We start from the raw sequence: 21,842 nt of genomic DNA, 5'->3' as shown, positions 1-21,842 counted from the left end.
CCCCTAATTATTTTTTTCTAAGTCGATTGTCGCCGTTCCATCCATGCTCACGATCAATGTGTCAGCCATGTCATAGCGCCGATATTCAGGATGGCCTATTTCAGCATAAATGAGCTTGCCTTCTTTAATTACCCCATTCCAAGACGCCACTACCGGGCGATTCCTAGAAATACTCTGTAAGAGCCGTAAAGGATCTTGTTTCAATTCCTTGTCGAACAGGATTTCGAGGTTATCGAGCACCACGGTCGATTGAACTTTATCTACGATACGATCCAGTATCTCCGGCAGGCGCAGTGCCCGTTGCTTAGCTGTCAACTCCAGCAACTCGCTCGAGAGCACCAGATTGACATTAACAACCTCGGTGCCAAGCTCATCCGCGACGTCATGAAAGGCTTCCGTTTTGTCGGAACCAGCCTCACCGACTAGCAATACCAGCCGGTGATACAGACCTTCGGCTGCTTGGAGAGAACTCTTTATCGTATCGTGAACTGGCTCGGCCATGGTCGTTTCTTTTGCTCAATATCCGTTTTATCGGATTTATCGGCCGCACCCACAGAACATCAATGTGTAAAATGCCCTGGCAAGATCAACCTACTGTTATTCTAAAAATTCTGTATTGAGACAGCTTTTGCGGCTGAGCGAAGAATAGGAGCCTAATGGCGCGTTGATGGGTAGTCAATTCTTGGGAAATCTCGGCACAGCACTGAGGAAAAAGTACCGATTCTATACCAGTTCTTGATAATTAGATGGACTCATTCACCAGGGTAAGTTGATAGCCCATCGGGAAAAGTGAAGGCTTGAGGAGTTGGTGATGTAGCCCATTAGCCAAGTAACTAAATTGATCGTAAAAATTGTGTTGAGGAGGCTTTAGAAACACTGAAAGCCTTGCTCGGACGGCAGGATCTTTAAAGTATCAAGCTATAAAAGTCGATAAAGAACATAGATACCCACGGGTAAACCCGCGGTCCTATGGCTTTGCCGCCGCTTCGCGGCGATTACAACTCCTCACGGAATTGGCCCGAATCCCGGCATCCCTGACGTTCTACGTAACGTTTGATGGTATTCTCATCAATCCCTACGCTGCTGACGAAGTAGCCCGGCGACCAGACAATGTTTTCCTTCCAATAGAACTTTTGAGAGCCCGTCAAACTTTTTTCGCAGAATGGACGACGATTGACTTCTCATTCTCCCCATCACATCGGCTATCGCATATCTTGATGGTATCACCATCTCCTTGAAAAGCTCCTTTGCCTAGAAAGGCATAGAAAATGAGCACTTGAAAGCCGTTGGCTTTGCTTCGGCCAAATGATGAAAAATTATTTATATTTAACCAGTGATACATGAATAAAGGTCATGTATGCTTTAGCACGTGGGTCGCTGGAACCCAGGTTGTGGGGATGGTTGGGTGGCAAAGGCAAGTGGCTTCCATCATGGGCAGGCGATGAACCAACCCGCCGGGCGGTGGAGCAGCGGCACCGTTGCGTACGGAGTGAGGAGATGAAAATGCGCCAAGCCCGATATCCCCGTAATGAAGATGGCTTAACGCCAGGTCAGCAAGTGTTCGCGGATTTGTACCGGGCCGGCCCCGAGAAGGTGCGGGGCAATGCCCTGGCCTGCTACCGGCAAGCTTTCCCCCGGGCGGCCTTGAGCACGGCGAAAGTCCAAAGCTCACGGCTTCTTCGAAACCCGGGGGTAGCGGCCTACCTGCAATCCAAGCGCCAGGCGGCCGAAGCCGAGGCGGACGTTAAAGAGGTCCAGGTTCTGAAAGAGTTGGCCCAGGTCGGGTTTTCAGACATCCGCGCCTTGTTTGATGGACAGGGGCGGCTCAAACCCATGGACGCCCTGCCCAAGCATATCGCGGCGGCCATTGCCGCGGTGGATGTGGTCGTGATGAAAGACGAAAAGAAGACGGCGCCCCTTTACGTTTACAAAATCAAGCTCTGGAATAAGCTCGATGCCTTGGAGCAACTCGATAAGCAATTGGGCATGTTTAAAGAGCAACGGGAGGTGAAGGTCCAAGGCGAACTCTCCCATTTGCTCGAAGAAATCTCAGGCGCCCCGCTCAGCACGCCCATGGGCCGCATTGCCCTGCAACAGGAGCAGGAAAAGGCCGCCGGGGAACCCGCCCACGGGCCTAAGCGACACGATTAACCGAGGCCCTTCCGGCAGGGACGCACGCTTGCTGGGCTTTTTTACCGTTATCTCCCCGGCCTATTTTCCGCCCTGGGCCTCATACTCGGCGTACAGACTGTCCAGATACGCTTGCTCATCCGCCTTATCAGCTCCATCCGCAGGGGGGAAGGCCGCTTCATCATCGGGTTCAGGCTCCCGGTACACTGCCGTCACAGGGTCAAAACGCAGCCGCACTGCGCCCAATCTTCCCACCTCCCGAAAGCGAATCTTTTGGATATGAATCTCCACCAAATCTTTTTTAGGGTCGCCAAGATCGCGCCAAATCACGAGGCCATTATCGGCCTTATTGCGCCAGTTAGCCGAGCCTGAGATGTCATAGAGCGTGGGCACGGGATATTGATCGTTCTTGCCCCGGAAGAGCTTTGCCGGATGGGCCACTATCCACACATGGACCTGGTAATAACGGGCGAATTGCCGCACCCGCTTTAAAACCAACGAGATATACTCCGTCTCCGTGACATTGGGCGCACGCAGATGCTCAAACTCATTCCAGGGGTCGAGCAGGAGCCCCTTAATCCCATACCGCAGCACCAGCGCCCTGGCACGGTCCAGAACGTGCTCGACGGTCCAATCCTGGTCATCCTCTGGGAGAATCCAATAAAAGTGCTCATGCACCCAGTCCTTTCCCTGCGCCAGCGTGGACCGGCTCAGTCGGGCAATAGACCCTTTATTGAACGGCTTACCGGCCCACTTTTCTATCATCCGCGCCATATGGTGGCCCACTGGCTGGTTCTCGGGGCTGAAGACACCAAAGCGCCAGCCCTGCTGGGCAAGATTCAGGGCTAAGCAGTCCAGCCAATTGGATTTCCCACTGTTGGGGACACCCGTCACCACCGTCAACTCCCCAGGCTTGACGGTGTAACATATATCCACAGAGGGCCAGCCGGTTGACATCCCCCGCTTGAGCCCATGGGTATAGAGAAAATCGATGTCTTCGCTGAGGTGGCTGACCGTCAACACCCCGGCGAGAGGATAAGGCTGGGCATTTTTGATGCAATCGGTGAGCACCTCAGGTCCCCGCTTCAGCAACACCTCATTGGCATCCTTGCACGCTTCAGGCCAGAGGACCCGCTTACATTTTTCTCGCCCGAAGCGACGGGAGAGTTCCTCGGCCAAATACTGCCCGGGTGCGTCATTGTCGACTGCGATTACCCACGTCTTGACCGTCTTAAGCGCTTCTTCATCCGCCTGCAGAAACTCAAATTTGCGGGCATAATCCTTAGCCTGGGGTGGGGGGGCGCCATCGGGGACGCTGACCACATTGCGAAAACCGGCTACCTCTAACGCCAGTTTATCCATCTCCCCTTCCACAATGAGGGTAGTCTGCTCCAAGTCGTTAAGTCCATACAAAATGCGCTCGGCCCCGGCCTCCAGGCGGAAGTGTTTCCTCCCATCCCGGTACTTGGCGTTGATGAGCGTCTCGCCCCGGTAGTAAGGAAAGGCGATCGCGCTCACCCACCTCTCCAGCTGGGGCATATACACCTTTTTGGTCGCGATATGATTGCGCTCAAGGACCGCGGGGGTAATCCCCCGTTTGGCAAACCAGCGCTGGATATCTTCAGGCAGGGCTCCCGGGGAAAAGGGCGCCGGCTGTCGGTAATCGGGGCGTCGCCAGTACAGAGTGCGATTGGACTGCTCCCGCTGGGAAAGCCCCCCTCGCCAGCTACAATGGTGGCATATCCACGCCCCTTTCTCGACATTGACGCTTAAGCACTTGGCACGTTTTTTCTTGCGTTGAGCGGAGCACTGGGGGCAGGTGAGACTGAGTTGCCCGGAAGCGGCGGGCGGCACATCAATCCCAAAATCGGAAAATGTTTTGTCCATAGCTACCTCCTAGACCACTAGCTTCGGTTTGGTGGGGGCACTACGCCGAGGCGGTGCATCTTCCCAGCGCCGCCCGGAAAGCCAGCCTTGGGCCATCTTCGGGGTCAACCCCTTTTCGAGCTTGGCGGGGCGCTCGGACGCTTCCCGCTGGGCCCCGGCAATAATAGCCTTGAGAAGCCCAGGGTCCATGGGCTCGAGCTTCCACCAGGCATCAGCCGCCTCGGCTTTGCCCCGGCGGTAGTCGAAGACCTGCCAAAAAATCTCAAAGCGCCGCAGCGCCTGTCCTTGGAGCCGCTTGCCCTGTTTTGTCAGATAAGCCTCAACCGCCCTCGGCGCTGTTTCTTGACGGGGAAAATCATCTCCTTTCAATCCGCTTTTCGTGCCTGCGGCATCGGCCGGTGCCGTATATAAATTGGTCTGTTCCCTGGTCTGTTCTATGCCCGTGCCTTGGGCAGCACCGTTTAATTGCCGCGCCTGGCACCGTTTTGGCGGGGAAACCCCGCCCCTGTGGGCACCGTTTTCAGGCGCCAGGGGAAGTGCTTTATCCTGCGCAAGCGGCAATTGATAGCGGCTAGATTGGGACCGTCCCCCATTGCCTGTCTTTTTCAACCACCTTTTTTTTTCAGGGCGCTGGTGGCGCGGGAAATATGCTCGGGGCGGATTCCGGTCAGTTCACTCAGCCGCTGCCGGGAGGGCCAGCACCGCCCCTTTTGATCGGCAAAAGCGTACAAGGCTACCAGGACGCGGAATTCTCGTAGAGTGAGTTGAGATGTCCCTACCACCTTGATAGGGACCTTCGCAAAAGTGGGCAACTTACTCAATGTCCGCCTCCTGGAACCAGGCACGGGCTTTTTGAATATGCTCATATCTCCTGATCCAACCCAAACATTGATGGCATAGCCACACGCCATTGACGGAGGCAAGCCGCTGGGAGGATATGCCGCAGCTACTGCAACAAACACGCTCCAGGTGATCTTTTGGAAAAGGGGCCAAGTCATACATCTCCACCCCCTTTCTGTCTCATCGTAGATTGCCCGTTTTGCTCATCAATGCACTCGAAAAATTTCTCCTCATCGATAAGCACCTTCCTTCCAACACGAACAATCGCTGGAGAGAATCCATTGCCTGGGATGACTTCCCCTTTGCTGTTCTCCCGGTCTTCCGACCTAAAAATTAGATAACGCAAACTGGCTTCAGGGAAGGCCGGATTCTTCTCGCTGAATTGTCCCACTGTGAGAAGGTGGCGGACTTTGTTACTGATAGTCAATTATTCATCTCCCGATTGCTTTATTCACATCCTAATTGCCTTATTTGTGCGGCGAGATGCCGCTTGTTATGGAGCGTTATTAAAGCAGCTCAATTCCCCAATTAAGAGTGAACCAGAGGGAAATTTTATAATCAGGAGAACAAAGGAATTTCTTTTTACATCAAACTAATGGTTAAATTTAGTGCATTAAAATTCCTGATTATCGATAATCCGGAAAAGTAGGCGTATGAAGATTCATAGTAGGACATCAAAGGGGTTTTAACATTCTCTACTCAGTAACCCCAATTCTGCTGCGGAATGGATAAAAATTTACCTGAATCGGTTTATATGAAGATGCTTAATTCAGGCGAGAGGGATGGGGTAAAAATTAAGAAAGTATATTCAATATATATTAAGTTCTCGTTTGTACTTTCTTATACACTCTTGGATGGATTTTAGACTCATTCTGCTTATACTTCCCGCCTTGGTTTTCCATTCAAAATGATTTACTTCACGTAGCTGCTCAGCAACACTACCAAATCGCTTATCTATAGCTAAATCTATAATTACTGATACGCTGCAACGATATTCTCAAGGGTTTCGTGTTCGTTGTATTCTCTGATTTTTTTGATATTTCCGAAGTCTTTTTCTATGGGGTTAAAGTCAGGGGAATAAGGGGGGAGGAATAAAATTCCCGCCCCTGTTTTTTTGATGATTTCACGTGAAGAAACGGCTTTGTGGAACGGAGCATTATCCATGATGACAATGTGGTTGCTGTTGAGCAAGGGGCAAAGCTCTTTTTCCAGCCATGCATTGAACACAGCCGTGTTACAGGTTCCCTCAAATAGAAACGGCGCTTCAAAGCCTTCATCCATACGGGCGGCCAATAAAGAGGTTCGCGGTCTGCGATGACCGGAGATCAGACCATAAACACGCCGCCCCTTTGGAGCGTAAGCGTAACGACGGGAAACCTCCGGCTCAAAACCGCTTTCATCAAGATAGACAAATCTTTTGCCGCGGCGGCGATAGCGTTCACGAAGACGAAGAAAGCTCTTTCTTTTCATATTACAGCGCTGCGTGTACCCCGTCATTTTTTTTACGGGTTAACCCCATTTTGTGCATCGCATGCCAAATACAGTAATACGAAACGCCAAAATGCCGGGCGCGTTCTTTATAGGTGAGATCAGCCTTGTCTTCCACATGGACCCGTAAAGCCTCCCAGTCCAGCTTGTGTGAACGGCGAGGGCCGGGACGCTCGTAACACAGCGCATCATCCTGCGACAACCAGCGATAAATGCTCGCGCGGCCTACCTGAAATCTCCGGGCCGCTTCCGCCTTGCTTCCACCGCCCCTTACAAAATCGATTACTCGTTTGCGCAAATCAATTGAACATCTCGTCACAACAGTATGAATGAATATAACACAAATGTCTCAATATCTATAAATTTAGATATAGCTCTATAATTTTGTCAGTATCAAAGTGAGCGGGCTTATTAATAACAAATGCCAATTCTTCCTTGGGAGCTAAATGCCTATCTTTTTGAGTTTCACATAGGTGATCGTATGTTCGCCTCACAAGTTCGATATTCAGGTAAGATTTTTTATCTTTAGTATTATATTGATTTGCAGTGCTTGGAATAATTAATGATCGCTTCCTGGGAGGATCCACGGGCATTTTATCGCTTGCTTTTAGTACCCCTGAGAGATTTTTACCAACTTCCTCTGCTTCGGCTATCAACTTTTTCGGTGATGGCTGATATGAACCGGACTCATGGCTAGCTGCAGCCTCAGAAAGGGGAAACCAGAACCGGGGCAACGGCCGGTGATTGCGTTGGCACCAATCCTTTATATCCTCGGCATAAATTGTAATTGCAGCAAGAGTTTGCTCAATCTGCGCATCAAGGATATTATCCAGGTAAAGCTTTTTTAAGGCTTCTCCGATCTGTTCCAACTTTTCTTTGTTATTGGGAAGAACGGCCTCAAGAAATTTAGGATCACCTGATTTACGATAAGCTGATCTAAATTCCTTCTCACACAATAGCCAACAATGTACGGCGAAGGCCAGATCACGAAGGTTATCGCTAGGATTGGTTCCTGTTTCGATCGCCCAATACTGAGCTATGCTCGGGAGAGGTAAGGATCGAAGATGGCGGCAGTTTGGTAGTGGCCTCCCAATTGAATTTGACATTCTTACTCCCCAAATATCTTGGCATTCATGCTTGCGACTACGCGGGCGGTGTGAGTTTCCGAAAAATGTGCATAACGCTTTACCATCTGGAGGGTCTTATGGCCCAATACCTCGGCAATTTCAGCGAGTGTGGCCCCATTCATGGCAAGATAAGAAGCGGCACTATGGCGTAAGTCATGCCAGCGAAAATCTTCAATGCCGGCTTGCTTTAAAGCAATTTCCCATGGCTTTCGCAAATCGAGGGGCTGCTGGGGATTGTGGTTGCTGGGAAACAGCAAATCAGTGTCAATTTGGCGTACTTTGCTTAAGCGTTTAACGCAATCCAAAGCATGGCCTGCTAAAGGTAAAGCTCGACGCTCTCCGTTTTTTGTTTCATGAAGGCTGATTAGACCTCGCTGCAAGTCTACATTGCGCCAGCGCAACGCCATGATCTCCATCCGCCTTGCACCAGTGGATAAGGCCAATACCACGGCCGGATAAAGAAAGGAATTAGAACTCCCTCGGCAGGCTTTCAGCAGCCTTTCCCTCTCACTGTCCGAAAGGAAACGCACCCGTCCTCTTGGCTCCTTCAGTTTGGAAATACGCCCCATAGGGCTGTCTTCTAGCCAACCCCACTCTTTAACCGCGATGGTAAAGGTATGACTCAACGCGGCCAGATAACGATTGACGCTCCCCGGGCTGCGCTGACCTCCCGAGTTTTTTTGGTTGTACCGGGTAATATTTCCGCTTGCCAGCTTGTCTCGGCACTCCGCAATCAATGCCAGGGTGACATCTGCAAGCAGAAGATGGCCGAGCTGCTCTTTCCACCACCTCAGTTGTAGCGTTTGCTTAACCTGGCTTTTAGGCTTGCGGGGGAGAATGTCTCGAATATAACGGTCAATGAGTTCGCCGAGTGTATGGCGTGTAGCCTTTACCGTCTTAAAGTGACGGCCTTCACGGATAGCAGCTTCGGTTTGTTGGGTCCAACGCTTAGCGTCGGACTTACGTTCGAAAGTAGCTGTCTGGGGAGGATGTCCCTTTAATCGGATTTTGACCCGATAGGCAACTTTACCCTCTTTAGTGTGGCGTGTTTCGATGGTAGCGATGATTACCCTCTCTAAGCTACAGAGGAGATCCTATCTGGCAGGAACAGATATGCAACCATAGTCCGGACAACTCCATACCAAGTTGTTAAAACCTTAAGGATATTATTTTTACCCTGTAAATTAATGGCTATACCCTAATAACAAACCACCACAAAAAACAACAAAGGACATCATATCCCCTGGCTTATATATGTATATATTTGTTTTTTTAATAAAATTTAGTGGGTGTAAAATAAAAATGGACACTCATGGGACACTTTCATCCCAAAAGGGTTATTTTCAAAGAGAAAGAAAGAATGCTAGAGAGGAAAACGAGAGTGGATTATTAAGGGAGTTGCTACTACTGAATGCCCCAACAGTGTCCCATAACACAAAAGAAAAAGATTAAATTTATGCAAGCCTTTGGTTTATTTGGTGGGCCCAGCAGGACTCGAACCTGCGACCAAGGGATTATGAGTCCCCTGCTCTACCGACTGAGCTATAGGCCCCAATAAAAACTTCCGTTAGTTGTTATTTTCTATATCCAAAAAACTACGAAGCTGCTCCGAACGGGAAGGATGGCGCAATTTACGTAGAGCCTTAGCCTCAATCTGCCGAATTCTCTCCCGGGTTACATCAAACTGCTTACCTACTTCTTCCAAGGTATGATCCGTATTCATATCAATCCCAAAACGCATCCGCAGCACTTTAGCCTCGCGGGGAGTTAAACCGGCTAATATTAACTGTGTAGTTTCCCTCAGCCCGGAGAAGATCGCCGAATCAGGCGGAGATATGACAGCAGCGTCCTCGACAAAATCCCCTAAATGGGAATCCTCATCGTCACCAATAGGCGTTTCCATGGAGATGGGTTCCCTGGCAATCTTAAGGACCTTCCGCACTTTATCTTTTGGCATCTCCACCCGTTCTGCCAACTCATCGGGGGTTGGCTCTCGACCCATCTCTTGTAGCATCTGACGAGAAACGCGGTTGAGCTTATTGATGGTTTCAATCATATGTACCGGAATACGGATGGTCCGAGCCTGATCAGCGATAGAACGGGTAATTGCCTGCCGTATCCACCAAGTCGCATAGGTAGAAAACTTGTAACCACGGCGGTATTCAAATTTATCAACGGCCTTCATGAGACCAATGTTGCCTTCCTGGATCAGATCCAGAAACTGGAGACCACGGTTGGTATATTTTTTGGCAATCGAAATGACCAAGCGCAAATTAGCCTCGACCATCTCTTTTTTAGCCCGCCGGGCCCGTGCTTCTCCAATAGATAGGGAACGGTTAATCTCCTTAATCTGGGTAATACTCATACCGGCCCTTTGCTCTAAGACTATGAGCTTTTCTTGGGCTTTCTGAATTGCGTCCCCTTGTTTTCTGAGTACGGAAGAATAATGCTTTTTTGCCCGGATATGCTTTTCTACCCAGTTTAGGTTGGTTTCTTGTTTCTGGAACGAAGACAGAAAATCTTTGCGGGGCATCTGAGCCGAATTCACCGCAATTTTCATGATGCTCCGTTCAAGCACACGAATTTCTGCCACTACTCCGCGAAGATTTTCTATCAACCGTTGAGATAAACGAGGCACAAGCTTAAGCTGAAGAAAGCACTCGCTCAGTTCAGCTAGCGCTCTATCATTATCCTTGAGATCAGCCGCCTGATACCGCTCATACAACTCCCGTAGTTGAGTAAACTGTTCCCGGACTCTATCTAGATCAAGGCCATTATCACTTTCTTCCTCCTCCGTGCTACCTTCGGAAGAGACGGAAGCTTCTTCTGCAGCAGATTCCTTTAAATCCGCTTCCTCTGATTCCTGAAACCCGGAAATCACATCAGCCAAGCGGATTTCATCCGCCTCCACTTTTTCGTATTGACACAATAATTCAGCCACGCTGCCTGGAAAACGAGAAAGAGCGGTATAAACTTGCCGCATTCCCTCTTCGATTCGCTTAGCGATGCTGATCTCCCCTTCCCGAGTCAAAAGCTCAACGCTGCCCATTTCCCGCATATACATACGGACCGGATCCGAAGTTCGGGCAAACTCTCCATCCACCGAGACCAGAGCAGCAGCAGCCTCCTCAGCCACCTCATCGTCGGCAACGGCGGTATCCATAATTGCTAGGGCATCGGCTTCCGCCATATCCTCATGCACGGAGATACCCATATCGTTGAACATTGTAATAATGTCTTCAATTTGCTCCGGATCGATCACGTCGTCGGGCAGGTGATCGTTTACCTCGCTATAGGATAGATAACCCCGATCCTTACCCCTTGCGATCAAAAGTTTCAATTGTGACTGACGATCTTGTTCCATAATTTTCAACATACAATTAATGGCCCAAAAAAAGCTACCGGATAAACCGAAAACCAAATCTTCTTATTATACGCTATTGACGCCTTTAATATCCAGGATAGATTAAATATATCCGATAGATTTATTTTTCCGCCAGCAGAGCAAGCAACTCTCGTTGCTCTGCTCCCGTCAAGGAAGGCTGATTGGAAAGAGTTATTATCCGCTGCTCTGCCCCCTGTACCTGCAAACGCTCTAAAGCAGCTTGTAACTCCAATACCATATCCTCGTCAGTCAAAAGCAACTCCCAGCCGGCTAATTGCTCCAGATACCGGCCCATTTCTGAATCCCGCCAGCGTTCAAGGAGGGCAGCCGTATTTAGATGTGGATTGTTTTGCAATAAATCAACTAGTTTCTGAAGTAATTCTGCCCCTGCACCTTCTAGTCCCCTAAGAGATAAATTCTTATCTACCCATTGAATCATCTTAGGCCGTTGAAGCAAAATGGCTACTGCCCGTCGTGTTGGAGACGCGGCACCTTGCTCCAATCGCCGAAGAGGCACCGCCGTAGGTTTCTTTCCTGGACTCAAGTGGCGAATAAGCGTTGTCTGCTCTATCTGGGCGAGTTCCGCTAGACGCGCAAGCAGCATATCTTGATAAACTCCCGGTGGGATACGAGCTAGGAGGGGTCGGGCAAGTTCCACCAAACGCGCGCATCCATCCACACTGCTAAGATTAACCTTCTGCCGCAAATTATTTAACAAAAAATCAGATAGCGGCACGGCCTCTGCCAAGCGCGCTTCAAAAGCCGTCTGCCCCTCAGCACGTACCATAGTATCGGGATCTTCCCCTTGGGGTAAAAACATAAACTGTACCTGTCGCCCTTGACTAAGCAAAGGCAGTGCCGTTTCTAGCGCCCGCCAGGCTGCTTGGTAACCTGCCCGATCGCCATCAAAGCAAAATATGACCGCTGGCGTTATCCGGAACAAGCGAGTCAAATGATCCGAAGTCGTTGCTGTCCCTAAAGTCGCGACTGCATAGCGAATTTTATGCTCTGCTAGGGCCAAAACATCCATGTATCCTTCCACCACCAACAACCTATCGCAGCGGTGGAGGGACTTTCGTACCTGATACAAGCCATAAAGCTCTCGTCCTTTATGAAACAACGCTGTTTCAGGTGAATTAAGATATTTTGGAGAGCCATCACCCAAAAGACGGCCGCCGAAACCAATTACCCGGCCCCGATAATCATGAATGGGGAATATTAAACGATCTCGAAACCGATCATAGTAACGATCCTCGCCTTTGCTGATCGTTAAACCCGCTGCCTGAAGGTAAGATTTAAGGGAGGGCCGGGTATAATGTAATAAAGCATTCCAGCGGGGCGGAGCAAAACCTAGTCCAAATTCGGCAATAATAGGGCCACTTAGACCTCGTTCCCGCAAATAAGCCTTAACCTGCCCTTGATAGGCACTAGCCTCCAGCTGCTGCTGATAAAACTCGGCGGCACAGGCCAGTACTTCATATAAGCCTTGGTGCCGATTGTAGTAGTCTTGTTGCTTCGAGCTTTGGGGAACCATCATTCCCGCTCGTTGCGCCAGTTCTTCTACCGCCTCGATAAAACTAAGGCGGTCGAACGCCATCAAAAAACCAATGGCCGTCCCATGAACACTGCAACCAAAGCAATAATAGAACTGTTTCTGGGGACTCACCGTAAAAGACGGGGTCTTTTCATTGTGAAAAGGGCAGCAAGCCACATAATTGTGGCTTGCTTTACGCAAAGGAACACGGGAATCAATTAATTCCACGATATCCGTACGAGCCACCAGTTCATCAATAAATTCTTGCGGGATCCGCTCTCCCATAGGCATCCAATTACCTAGGCATGGAAATAGGCGCATATAGAGCGGCAAAACGGTGCCTCTCTACTAAAAAATAGCGGAGCATTCAAAAATTGTCGAGGGAATTAATTTAAATTTAACTGGATATTGCTTCTAATCGCGCCTTAACCTTGGCGCTGGCCACCGCCATATCGGCGCGGCCTTGTAAATTTGGCTTAAGTAGCGCCATCACTTTTCCCATATCCCTGGCTGTGGTTGCCTGACACTGGCTGATCGCTTCTTCGATGAGCTGCTCGACTTCAACTTCGCTAAGCGGCGTTGGCATATAACTCTGAATCACTTCTTCCTCAAAGCGCTCCTTTTCAGCCAAATCCGTCCTTCCCGCAGCCTCATATTGCGCCAAGGACTCACGCCGTTGCTTCAGCATTTTATCCAGCAACGCAATAACTTGCGCATCATCTAGAGGCTTGCGAGTATCCACTTCAAATTGCTTGAGGGCCGCCATTACCATCCGCAAAATTCCCAACCGAGCCTTATCCTTGGCTCGCATGGCAATCTTCACTTCTTCCTGCAAACGCGCCTTAAGTGGACTCCCATCAGCAACCATAAAAATTCCTCAATTATACCCTGCAAGCAAAATAAATTTAATAGAGCCGGGTGCGGCGAGCCCGTTCTCGCGCTAATTTTTTCATTGAACGCTTAACGGCGGCGGCCGCTTTACGCTTGCGAACAGCCGTAGGCTTTTCGTAGAATTCCCGGCGGCGAACCTCCGACAGAACGCCGGCCTTCTCGCAAGTCCGCTTGAATCGGCGGATGGCTACATCAAAAGGCTCATTTTCTTTTAGTCGTACGCTTGGCATATAGTCTCCTCTGTTAATCTACTAAAAAATAGGTTAAAGTTCGGGGATTCTACGGATAATGGGTAGAAAATGCAAAAGGGAATTGCTAATTTAATTATTTCTAGCCTTGGGGTTCTCCATGGATGATGAACGCCCCCCAGCGAGAGTGCGAAGTGAAGCGGCGCATCGAGCGCGAGGGCCGACATGGCTTGTGTTTCGCCAACAATTCACGGTATATTTTCCCTGTTGCCAAGAGCGCGACCTACCCTCGGTAGGAGGGGAAGTGATGCGCGTGGAGGGTAATACCCAACCGAGGGCCTTGCGCGCTAAGTCGTGGCCAGCCCCAGGCACCCATTGAAGCGCGAATTTTCCAGGCTGATGAGGTTTTTGTAGGAACAAAATTGAAATGAGTCATGGCGAAACTCCAATCGTAAACTTGTGCGCGTACTTGGAATAGAAACTTCCTGCGATGAAACAGGGGTAGCCGTTTTTGACAGTAAACAGGGACTATTGGCCGATATCCTCCATAGTCAGGCAAAACTACATGCAGGCTACGGTGGGGTCGTTCCAGAATTAGCCTCTCGAGATCACATTCGCAAATTACTGCCTCTGCTTCGCAAGGTGTTAAACCAGGCTGGCCTTAACAAGGAGGACATTGATGGCGTTGCCTATACGGGAGGTCCAGGGTTAATCGGCGCTTTATTAGTCGGTGCTGCCGTGGGTCGTAGCTTGGCCTGGGCTTTGGGCAAACCGGCAATCGCTGTCCATCACATGGAAGGACATTTACTCTCCCCTCTATTAGAACCCAATCCCCCCGGTTTCCCCTTTTGCGCCCTCCTTATTTCCGGTGGCCATACCATGCTGGTTACGGTCAACCGTATCGGCGCTTATCGGATACTCGGAGAGTCCCTGGATGACGCGGTTGGGGAAGCTTTTGATAAGACGGCGAAGCTGCTTCAACTCGGGTATCCAGGGGGACCCGCCCTGGCTAAACTTGCTGAACAGGGAAATCCTGACCGTTTTTATTTCCCGCGCCCTATGCTCGACCGCCCAGGGTTAAACTTTAGCTTTAGTGGGTTAAAAACCTATGCTCTCAATACCCTGCATAAAAATGGCTCTGAAGCTGCCGCCGATATTGCCCGGGCCTTTCAAGATGCCGTCGTAGACACCCTTACTGTCAAATGTCGGCGGGCCCTGCAACAAACAGGACTCAACCGCCTGGTCGTTGCCGGCGGGGTTAGCGCCAACCAAGCACTTCGACAGCGACTTAAAGCCATGGGAACCCAAGAAAATGTCCAAGTTTATTACCCGCGATTAGCTTTTTGTACTGATAACGGGGCAATGATCGCTTTTGCAGGCTGTCAGCGCCTGCTAGCAGGAGAACAAACCAGCTCCGGATTTAGCGTTCGGGCAAGATGGCCCTTAGATACGCTGCCGGAAATTTAATTCTGTTTACTCGCGCGATCTTCCTGGCCACTAAGCAAACGGCGGATATTATCTTGGTGACGCCAGAGTAAAAATATTGCTAGAAGGACAACAGCGAATCGGATTGCAGAATCCGGTACCAGCCACCAAGCCAAAAAAGGAGCAAGTATAGCAGCGCACAATGCCGAAAGAGATGAAATTCGCCAACACCAAAATATTGATAACCAAATTCCTAGCACTGCTAGGGCAAGGGACCAGGAAAATCCTAACAAAACTCCCAACCCGGTAGCTACTCCCTTGCCACCACGAAACCCGAAAAACACAGGATAGAGATGGCCCCAAAAAGCTGCTAATCCTACACCCGCGACCGCCCAGGCATTAGCACCGACTTCCTGTGCTAGCCATACAGGCAAAAAACCCTTCAGCGCATCTCCCAGGAGAACTATCCCCGCAAGTCGCTTACTGCCTAAACGCAAGATATTGGTTGCGCCAGGATTTCCCGATCCCTGAGTCCGTGGATCCCCCAAACCTGCCAATCGTGCCACGATAATGGCGCTAGAAAGGGAACCTACAAAATAGCCCCCTATCACCAGAACTAAAATGGTCAACATGTTATGATTAACTGCTTTTTTGGCTGAAACCCTAAAGGCTCTCTAATAAACTAAAGCTGCTTATTATATTGATACTCTGTATCATCGGCTTATACTACTATTTAAGCATTAAATCCAATGGATATCGTTTATTTAAACGACTTACGTATTGATACCATCATTGGTATTTATGACTGGGAACGCCGAATCAAACAGACGGTCTGTCTAGATTTGGAAATGGCTACGAATGTAGCTAAAGCCGCAGCCAGCGATAATATCGAGGATGCGCTTGACTACAAAGCTATTGCTAAACGGCTAATAAATTTTGTCAGCAATAGTGAATTTTTATTAGTGGAAACACTGGCGGAACAGGCGGCACAGATTATCCTGACTGAATTTGGCGTTTCATGGCTACGTCTTAAAGTAGATAAGCAAGGTGCCATACGCGGCGCTCAAGGGGTAGGAATCATTATCGAACGGCGCCAACCAGAGCCAGAAATGACTTCACACCCCTGAACATTATGGCCCGCGCATATATCAGCATTGGCAGCAATATCAACCGAGAGAATAATATTCGTGCTGGAGTCAATGCGCTGCGCTGCAGCTATGGACCCCTTATCATTTCACGGGTATTTGAAAGCGAGGCGGTGGGATTTCAAGGCGATAATTTTTACAATTTAGTCGTTGGATTCGATACAGATGAAGCGCCTCGAATTATCACCCGTGCGCTCCACGAGATTGAACATGCCTGTGGCCGCAAACGCGACGGTCCCCGCTTTGGTCCACGGGCTCTCGATCTGGATCTTCTGCTTTATGATAACTTAGTGATTGATGAGCCGGGTCTCCAAGTACCACGGGATGATACACTTGATTATGCCTTTGTCCTACAACCCCTTGCAGAAATTGCGCCCCACTTACCTCACCCCGTGCTAAGCAAACGTTATGCTGATCTCTGGGCTGCGTTCGATAAACCTTTAAACCGTTTATGGCCAGTTGAGTTAGAGCTATAAGCTGTTGTTCTACCTGACGGCTCACGATCCACCTAGAAAAAAGCCTAGAGACAAACAAAACTAAATAGTAACTCTATTCTCCATAACCTATGCGCCGCGTTCAAAAAGATTTTTTTCCCCACCCTGAGCCGATAGCCTTGGCTCATAGCCAAAAATTGGAAAACGTGATCCAAACGACCATTGAGCAAGCAGGCGGCCAAATCCCCTTTGCTCGCTTTATGGAACTAGCGCTTTATACGCCGGGTTTAGGTTATTACATGGCGGGTCTCCATAAGCTAGGTACTTTCGGCGATTTTATTACCGCTCCGGAGCTATCCCCTCTTTTTGCCCGCTGCATCTCTCGCCAATGTCAGCAGATATTTGAGCTGCTTGGAACAGGCGATATTTTAGAATTTGGGGCTGGATCAGGCCGCCTAGCTGCGGATTTACTTAGTGAACTAAACCTTAGCGGTAATCTACCGGAACGGTATTTTATCTTGGAACTTAGTGCCGATTTGCGTCATCGCCAACAGGAAACACTCTACCAGCGAGTACCCCTCCTCGCCTCAAGAGTAAGTTGGCTAGATCGACTACCCGACAGAATTGACGGCTTTATTCTAGCTAATGAGGTGTGCGATGCCATGCCTACGCACTGCTTCCAGCTTGAAAACGGGTACGACTGGGAACGCTACGTAGGCTACGAGAAAGGCAAGTTTGTCTGGAAAAAAGGCCCTTTAAGTCATCCCCTCCTGAAAGATCGCATTGCCAAAATACGCCTGCTTCTTAAACATGTAAATAGCTACGAATCTGAAATTAATTTAGCTATGGAAGGCTGGACTACTGAAATCGCCCATCGATTGCGGAAGGGGATGCTCCTCATCATTGACTATGGCTTTCCTCGGCATGAGTACTATCATCCAGAGCGAATGATGGGCACTCTGATGTGCCATTATCGCCACCAGGCCCATCCCAATCCACTAATCATGGCGGGGTTACAAGATATCACTACCCATGTGGATTTTACTGCTCTTGCCGAAGCAGGCCATAGTAGTGGGCTTAGGGTGGCCGGGTATTGTACGCAAGCCGATTTCTTGCTGGCCTGCGGTTTGGATAAACTAGCTGCGACCGAAATCGCAGCAGGGGAGAAGCAGGCTTTGGAAACCAGCCAACAGATCAAGCGCCTTGTTCTCCCCAGCGAGATGGGTGAACTTTTTAAGGCCCTCGCCCTAACCCGGGAAATTAACCAGCCCCTATTAGGTTTTAATTTGCGGGATCGGCGGGCCCGCCTATAACTCATTCAGTAATCCTTGACGCTTGGCGCGGTATTCATCACTGCTAATGAGTTCATTATCATAAAGATTCTTCAATGATTGAAGGCGCGCCTCAATCGTAGCGTAACCACCTCCCTGCTGGAGCTCTAGCAACTCTTCCTTAAGCTCAAATAAGACTTCTTTGACCTTAACAAGATCTTCCTTGAGATTTTGAGTCTCCTGCTTACTGCGCTTAATATTCTCTGCCAGTGACGAATCAACCTGTTGCTCCCCTGGAATATTAGGATCGACCTTGGCGTTGGTAACGAGAGTGGGAATATCTAACACTAACCAATCCTCTCGTTCTTCACCACTCTCCGGGTCTAAGTAAAATGCTTTACCCTCTCCCAAAGCTATAACATTAGGAAGCTTCGTCTCAAAAAGACGGGAACCGACCACAAAGGGGTGCAAGCGCCGATCAATCTCTTCACCCGTCTGGCGATCCTGGTCACGGACTTCATCATGAAGCATCCCAAAAATAATATTGAGCTTACCATCTCTAAAAAAGACCCGTCCCGTATTGGCTTTACGGACCTTGGCAAAGGTCCCCTGATGAGTGCCAATACTCACAAAGGTAATATCTTGATTGGGCCGGGCTAAAGCCAAACCTTGGCTCAAGGCCGTACTAAGTACTTGAACCTCTGCTGGCGAAAAAATAGGGTTTAGTTTTTTCGTGATAAAACGCCGCTCGGGAACAAAAAGTGACTCCAGAACAATACGCATCTCTTCTGGAGTCACCGCTGCTGGATGCTGATTACCTACCGCGCCATCGCTGGAGGTGAGACGGACGTATTGCTCGCCTGCCTGCCAAAGAATGGAGCCTTCTTTGCTGCCACCAGCTTCCTCTTTGATTGCTGAATCACCACCGCAAGCTATTAAGCATAAAATAAGGAAGCAAATAAAAGATAATTTTAACCACAAGAATTGGCAGCAATTATCGCTTTTCATTAAGAAAATATCCCATTTATGCATATTCAGGTTTTTGTTCCCGGCGACAAAGAACCTCAACTGCCTGCCGAGGGTGCCGTCCAGCGTACAATACCTGGTAGACTTGCTCTGCAATAGGCATCTCGACTGCAAGTTGTTTGGCTCTTGCCACCACGACTTTGGCGGCAGCTGCTCCCTCCACTGCTTGGCCAATAAGCGTTAAAGCTTCGTCCAATCGTTTTCCCTGGGCTAAAGCTAGGCCAAGGCGCCGGTTACGAGATTGATCATCAGTGCATGTCAATACTAAATCACCTAATCCTGATAACCCCATTAAGGTTTCCCTCTGCCCCCCCCAGGCAAGGGCAAAACGCACCAACTCAGTAAGCCCACGGGTAATTAAAGCTGCTCGAGTATTTGCACCAAATCCCAAGCCGTCGCTAATGCCAGCGGCAATGGCAAGCACATTTTTTACCGCTCCACCTAATTGCACACCGATTAAGTCATCGCTAGTATAAACTCGAAAGGTATCTCCATGAAGGCTGCGGGCAAAACAGGTAGCAATCTCTGATTCGGTAGCGGCTACCGTCACTGCGGTGGGCAGCCCTGCAACTACTTCATGAGCAAAAGTAGGCCCTGACATCACCGCCATAGGCCACCCAGAACCTAAGAGTTCCAGCACCACCTCATGCAACAGCCGGCCAGTGCCCGGCTCCAAACCCTTGGTTGCCCAGATTAGAGGAACGTGGCTGGATAAATGTCCAGCTAAACGCTCTAATATTGGCCGAAAACCACAGCTTGGTACTGCTACAAGCACCTGCTTCGTTTGGGATAAAGCTCCCTCTAAGTCAGTAATAGGTTCTAGAGAGGGAGGAAAAGGTACCTGGGGTAAGTAACGATCATTCCGGCGAGTAATGATCATGGCGGACACCTGTGCCAAATCCCGCGCCCATAGTAGAGTAGGTACCCGATTACGAGCTAGCAAAATGGCTAAAGCAGTACCCCAGGAACCACCCCCTACCACTAAGGTTCTTAAATTTTCCTTATCATTTTGAAGCGCCACGGGTAGAGCCATTAATTAAAATTTAATGGCGGACTTCAGCCGCCCCGGCTGATTGACGCTGTTGCTGCTGTTGCGCATAGAGTGCATCAAAATTGACCGGAGCCAAGAGTAGTGGTGGAAAGCCGCCCTTCGTCACTAGATCCGCGACCACCTCCCGGGCAAAAGGAAATAAAATGTTAGGACAATAACTACCCAGCAAAGATCCTAGGCTCTCCTCACCATAACCATTGAGCATAAAAATACCTGCTTGGTGAACCTCAACAAGAAAGGCCGTTTGGTCACCAAGCTTGGCCGTCACAGTAAGCGACAATACCACCTCATGTACATTTTCAGCGATACGTTGATTCTTATTACTAAGTTGAAGATTGAACTCAGGCTTCCATTCCTGTTCCTGGTTAAAGATATGAGGAGAATTAGGCGTTTCGAAAGAAAGATCTTTAACATAAATTTTTTGGATAGCGAATTGGGCTTGCTGGCCTTGCTCGCTGGTTTGTTGGTTTGTACTGTCTTCTGCCATTAGTCCATCCTATCAAAATAGCTTATACCTAAAATAAATGTCTCCCCCAGACTTATTGCCTAATCTCAAGCAAGCCCTAGTAGGACATCAAGTTCCCTTGCCCGTTCTAGTTGCGCTAACTCATCATAGCCACCAATAGGTTGATCATTAATAAATATCTGGGGTACCGTTCGACGGTGGCTTTTATTAATCATAACGGCCCGCTGCTCCGGCTCAAGATCAACGCGTATCTCTGTATAATCAATTCCCTTACTATCCAACAAGCGCCGGGCCCCAATACAGTAAGGGCACCATAGGGTGGCATACATGACAACTTTTGGCACTGCTTAACTCCTTCTAGTCTTTGCCTTTTTGCGCCTCTTAGACTTTTTGTTGCCGTTAGTATTTTTGCTAATTCTAGGCTTATTGCCGGCTTCGGTCCAAGCGGGTGCATCGGTCTGAGCGGGTGCTTCGGTTTGAGCGGGTGCTTCGGTTTGAGCGGGTGCTTCGGTTTGAGCGGGTGCTTCGGTTTGAGCGGGTGCTTCGGTTTGAGCGGGTGCTTCGGTTTGAGCAGGTGCTTCGGTTTGAGCAGGTGCTTCGGTTTGAGCAGGTGCTTCGGTTTGAGCAGGTGCTTCGGTCTGAGCCTTTGCTTTGATTTTAGTGCTACCACTAAACAAAGGCATATTTGCCTGCTTCCAAGCTTCGATTCCACCATGGAGCACATAAATAGTCTTATGACCTTGCCGACTCAGCTTTCCAGCAACATACAATGCTCGCTGCCCCATCCCCCATATCACCACCAAGGGACGGCCCTTAAAATCTCCCAAACCGTCTAAACGCTTAAAAAATTTAGAGAAAGGAACGTTCAAAGAATCAAGAATATGCTCTTTTTCAAATTCCTTCTCTTCCCGGATATCAACGACTTGAGCGTTTTCCTGATTGATCAATCGCGTAATTTCAACCGCGGACGCCATTCTAATCCCGCGTAGCCGGCGTAGCAGTGGATCAATAACCAATGCAAGCAAAATAACTACAAGCAACAGTGACAACGTCCAGTGGTTGGTAAGAAATTCGAAAAGGCGAGTGGTATCCATTTAATTATCCTGTTTTTATACTATCGGCTACTCAGACTTTGATGATCAGCAAATTCTCTAAGAGATTTTGTAGTCGCATCGTATCAGGGGCGTGGATGGCAAAAAACCTGCTTTAATCATTTCAATCATTGAAATACAAGGAATGAGCATAACCTTAAAAGAAGGCAGACATTATCATTGGACGCCTTGCATTATTTAAAAAATGGCGAGGATTTTAAGAAAAGAAAACCGCCTGTAGGGCACTTAGAGTTTGCTTGATACTGTCACTAGCTCCCTACCAGCCTACCCGACCGGGCATACTAGTACCGCTTTTGATAAAATAAGAGATCGAGAACATCGTTACATGAATGCGGGCTAACCCCTTTTCCCTTCGGCAAAGTTAAGATTTCTTTTGGCAAAATAAAAAGTAGCCTCAGAACTTTAAAACTAATAGACCGATGTCCGTAGAGCCGCCCTGGAT

26 protein-coding genes and 1 tRNA gene are annotated in these 21,842 nt (G+C 49.2%); 6 read left to right on the top strand and 21 right to left on the bottom strand.

Features of this window, described 5'->3' with window-relative positions:
* Positions 1–3 precede the first annotated feature (3 nt).
* Together brxF and NOC_RS16515 are read right to left on the bottom strand one after the other, a co-directional pair.
* The gene (gene brxF / locus NOC_RS00495; RefSeq protein WP_002812985.1) at positions 4–501 is read right to left on the bottom strand and encodes a BREX-3 system P-loop-containing protein BrxF; all 498 of its coding nucleotides are present in this window, start codon (positions 499–501) and stop codon (positions 4–6) included.
* A 494-nt stretch (positions 502–995) separates the two neighbouring features.
* Positions 996–1,148: a transposase gene (locus NOC_RS16515; RefSeq protein ID WP_081430933.1), complete on the bottom strand. Its 153-nt coding sequence runs from the start codon at positions 1,146–1,148 to the stop codon at positions 996–998.
* Positions 1,149–1,353: 205 nt separating this feature from the next.
* On the opposite strand from NOC_RS16515, the gene NOC_RS00485 reads away from it, so the two are divergent.
* Positions 1,354–2,151, top strand: a complete 798-nt coding sequence (locus NOC_RS00485; RefSeq protein WP_147094561.1) for a terminase small subunit — start codon at positions 1,354–1,356, stop codon at positions 2,149–2,151.
* 60 nt (positions 2,152–2,211) lie between these two features.
* Here the strand turns inward: NOC_RS00485 and NOC_RS00480 are convergent, their stop codons facing one another.
* From NOC_RS00480 to rpsU, 13 genes are all read right to left on the bottom strand, one after another.
* Positions 2,212–4,017 (bottom strand): toprim domain-containing protein, encoded by a 1,806-nt coding sequence (locus NOC_RS00480; RefSeq protein WP_002813586.1) that lies wholly within the window; start codon positions 4,015–4,017, stop codon positions 2,212–2,214.
* Between the two features lie 9 nt (positions 4,018–4,026).
* Positions 4,027–4,626: a hypothetical protein gene (locus NOC_RS00475; protein ID WP_011330213.1), complete on the bottom strand. Its 600-nt coding sequence runs from the start codon at positions 4,624–4,626 to the stop codon at positions 4,027–4,029.
* The gene (locus NOC_RS00470) at positions 4,623–5,015 is read right to left on the bottom strand and encodes a helix-turn-helix domain-containing protein (RefSeq protein ID WP_011330212.1); all 393 of its coding nucleotides are present in this window, start codon (positions 5,013–5,015) and stop codon (positions 4,623–4,625) included. The genes NOC_RS00475 and NOC_RS00470 overlap by 4 nt, the downstream gene beginning before the upstream one ends.
* Entirely contained in the window at positions 5,012–5,284 is a 273-nt protein-coding gene (locus NOC_RS00465) for a hypothetical protein (RefSeq protein ID WP_011330211.1), read from the bottom strand. Before NOC_RS00465 ends, NOC_RS00470 begins: the two co-directional genes overlap by 4 nt.
* A gap of 545 nt (positions 5,285–5,829) precedes the next feature.
* On the bottom strand, positions 5,830–6,327 hold the full coding sequence (locus NOC_RS00460; protein WP_011330422.1) for an IS630 family transposase: 498 nt from the start codon (positions 6,325–6,327) through the stop codon (positions 5,830–5,832).
* 1 nt (position 6,328) lies between these two features.
* A complete protein-coding gene (locus tag NOC_RS00455) occupies positions 6,329–6,643 on the bottom strand; it encodes an IS630 transposase-related protein (RefSeq protein ID WP_168023431.1) in 315 nt (104 codons plus the stop codon).
* A gap of 58 nt (positions 6,644–6,701) precedes the next feature.
* Positions 6,702–7,451, bottom strand: coding sequence for a hypothetical protein (locus NOC_RS00450; protein WP_011330209.1), 750 nt, complete (start codon positions 7,449–7,451; stop codon positions 6,702–6,704).
* 2 nt (positions 7,452–7,453) lie between these two features.
* Entirely contained in the window at positions 7,454–8,209 is a 756-nt protein-coding gene (locus tag NOC_RS00445; RefSeq protein ID WP_002812425.1) for a tyrosine-type recombinase/integrase, read from the bottom strand.
* Positions 8,210–8,948: 739 nt separating this feature from the next.
* Positions 8,949–9,024, bottom strand: a tRNA-Ile gene (locus tag NOC_RS00440).
* Positions 9,025–9,039: 15 nt separating this feature from the next.
* On the bottom strand, positions 9,040–10,848 hold the full coding sequence (rpoD, locus tag NOC_RS00435) for an RNA polymerase sigma factor RpoD (RefSeq protein ID WP_002814013.1): 1,809 nt from the start codon (positions 10,846–10,848) through the stop codon (positions 9,040–9,042).
* Positions 10,849–10,957: 109 nt separating this feature from the next.
* On the bottom strand, positions 10,958–12,682 hold the full coding sequence (gene dnaG, locus NOC_RS00430; RefSeq protein WP_011330208.1) for a DNA primase: 1,725 nt from the start codon (positions 12,680–12,682) through the stop codon (positions 10,958–10,960).
* A 106-nt stretch (positions 12,683–12,788) separates the two neighbouring features.
* Positions 12,789–13,259, bottom strand: coding sequence for a GatB/YqeY domain-containing protein (locus NOC_RS00425; protein WP_002812733.1), 471 nt, complete (start codon positions 13,257–13,259; stop codon positions 12,789–12,791).
* Positions 13,260–13,296: 37 nt separating this feature from the next.
* Positions 13,297–13,512, bottom strand: coding sequence for a 30S ribosomal protein S21 (rpsU, locus tag NOC_RS00420; RefSeq protein ID WP_002813167.1), 216 nt, complete (start codon positions 13,510–13,512; stop codon positions 13,297–13,299).
* A 118-nt stretch (positions 13,513–13,630) separates the two neighbouring features.
* On the opposite strand from rpsU, the gene NOC_RS17150 reads away from it, so the two are divergent.
* Positions 13,631–13,849, top strand: coding sequence for a hypothetical protein (locus tag NOC_RS17150; protein WP_155814699.1), 219 nt, complete (start codon positions 13,631–13,633; stop codon positions 13,847–13,849).
* Positions 13,850–13,929: 80 nt separating this feature from the next.
* Entirely contained in the window at positions 13,930–14,937 is a 1,008-nt protein-coding gene (gene tsaD, locus NOC_RS00415; RefSeq protein ID WP_002812606.1) for a tRNA (adenosine(37)-N6)-threonylcarbamoyltransferase complex transferase subunit TsaD, read from the top strand.
* On the opposite strand, the gene plsY is transcribed toward tsaD, so the two are convergent.
* Positions 14,934–15,527, bottom strand: a complete 594-nt coding sequence (gene plsY / locus NOC_RS00410) for a glycerol-3-phosphate 1-O-acyltransferase PlsY (RefSeq protein WP_002812198.1) — start codon at positions 15,525–15,527, stop codon at positions 14,934–14,936. The genes tsaD and plsY overlap by 4 nt on opposite strands.
* Before the next feature lie 117 nt (positions 15,528–15,644).
* Here plsY and folB point away from each other — a divergent pair, with 117 nt between their 5' ends.
* From folB to NOC_RS00395, 3 genes are all read left to right on the top strand, one after another.
* Positions 15,645–16,022, top strand: coding sequence for a dihydroneopterin aldolase (gene folB / locus NOC_RS00405; RefSeq protein WP_002814298.1), 378 nt, complete (start codon positions 15,645–15,647; stop codon positions 16,020–16,022).
* A 5-nt stretch (positions 16,023–16,027) separates the two neighbouring features.
* On the top strand, positions 16,028–16,516 hold the full coding sequence (gene folK, locus NOC_RS00400; protein ID WP_002814059.1) for a 2-amino-4-hydroxy-6-hydroxymethyldihydropteridine diphosphokinase: 489 nt from the start codon (positions 16,028–16,030) through the stop codon (positions 16,514–16,516).
* Positions 16,517–16,653: 137 nt separating this feature from the next.
* Positions 16,654–17,787, top strand: coding sequence for a class I SAM-dependent methyltransferase (locus NOC_RS00395; protein WP_370992010.1), 1,134 nt, complete (start codon positions 16,654–16,656; stop codon positions 17,785–17,787).
* Here the strand turns inward: NOC_RS00395 and NOC_RS00390 are convergent.
* From NOC_RS00390 to NOC_RS00370, 5 genes are all read right to left on the bottom strand, one after another.
* The gene (locus tag NOC_RS00390; protein ID WP_011330207.1) at positions 17,782–18,753 is read right to left on the bottom strand and encodes a hypothetical protein; all 972 of its coding nucleotides are present in this window, start codon (positions 18,751–18,753) and stop codon (positions 17,782–17,784) included. The genes NOC_RS00395 and NOC_RS00390 overlap by 6 nt on opposite strands.
* 16 nt (positions 18,754–18,769) lie before the next feature.
* Positions 18,770–19,804: an NAD(P)H-dependent glycerol-3-phosphate dehydrogenase gene (locus NOC_RS00385; RefSeq protein ID WP_002812028.1), complete on the bottom strand. Its 1,035-nt coding sequence runs from the start codon at positions 19,802–19,804 to the stop codon at positions 18,770–18,772.
* A gap of 10 nt (positions 19,805–19,814) precedes the next feature.
* Positions 19,815–20,309 carry a protein-export chaperone SecB gene (secB, locus tag NOC_RS00380; protein WP_002813889.1) on the bottom strand — a complete coding sequence of 165 codons (495 nt, stop codon included), beginning with the start codon at positions 20,307–20,309 and terminating at the stop codon, positions 19,815–19,817.
* Positions 20,310–20,374: 65 nt separating this feature from the next.
* Positions 20,375–20,632 (bottom strand): glutaredoxin 3, encoded by a 258-nt coding sequence (gene grxC, locus NOC_RS00375; RefSeq protein ID WP_011330206.1) that lies wholly within the window; start codon positions 20,630–20,632, stop codon positions 20,375–20,377.
* A 3-nt stretch (positions 20,633–20,635) separates the two neighbouring features.
* A complete protein-coding gene (locus NOC_RS00370) occupies positions 20,636–21,382 on the bottom strand; it encodes a rhodanese-like domain-containing protein (RefSeq protein WP_002812587.1) in 747 nt (248 codons plus the stop codon).
* Between the last annotated feature and the right edge of the window lie 460 nt (positions 21,383–21,842).

The sequence above is a fragment of the Nitrosococcus oceani ATCC 19707 genome (assembly GCF_000012805.1).
GTDB lineage: Bacteria > Pseudomonadota > Gammaproteobacteria > Nitrosococcales > Nitrosococcaceae > Nitrosococcus > Nitrosococcus oceani.
Note: the sequence above shows the minus strand (reverse complement) of the source record. Positions and strands in the feature narration are given on the sequence as shown.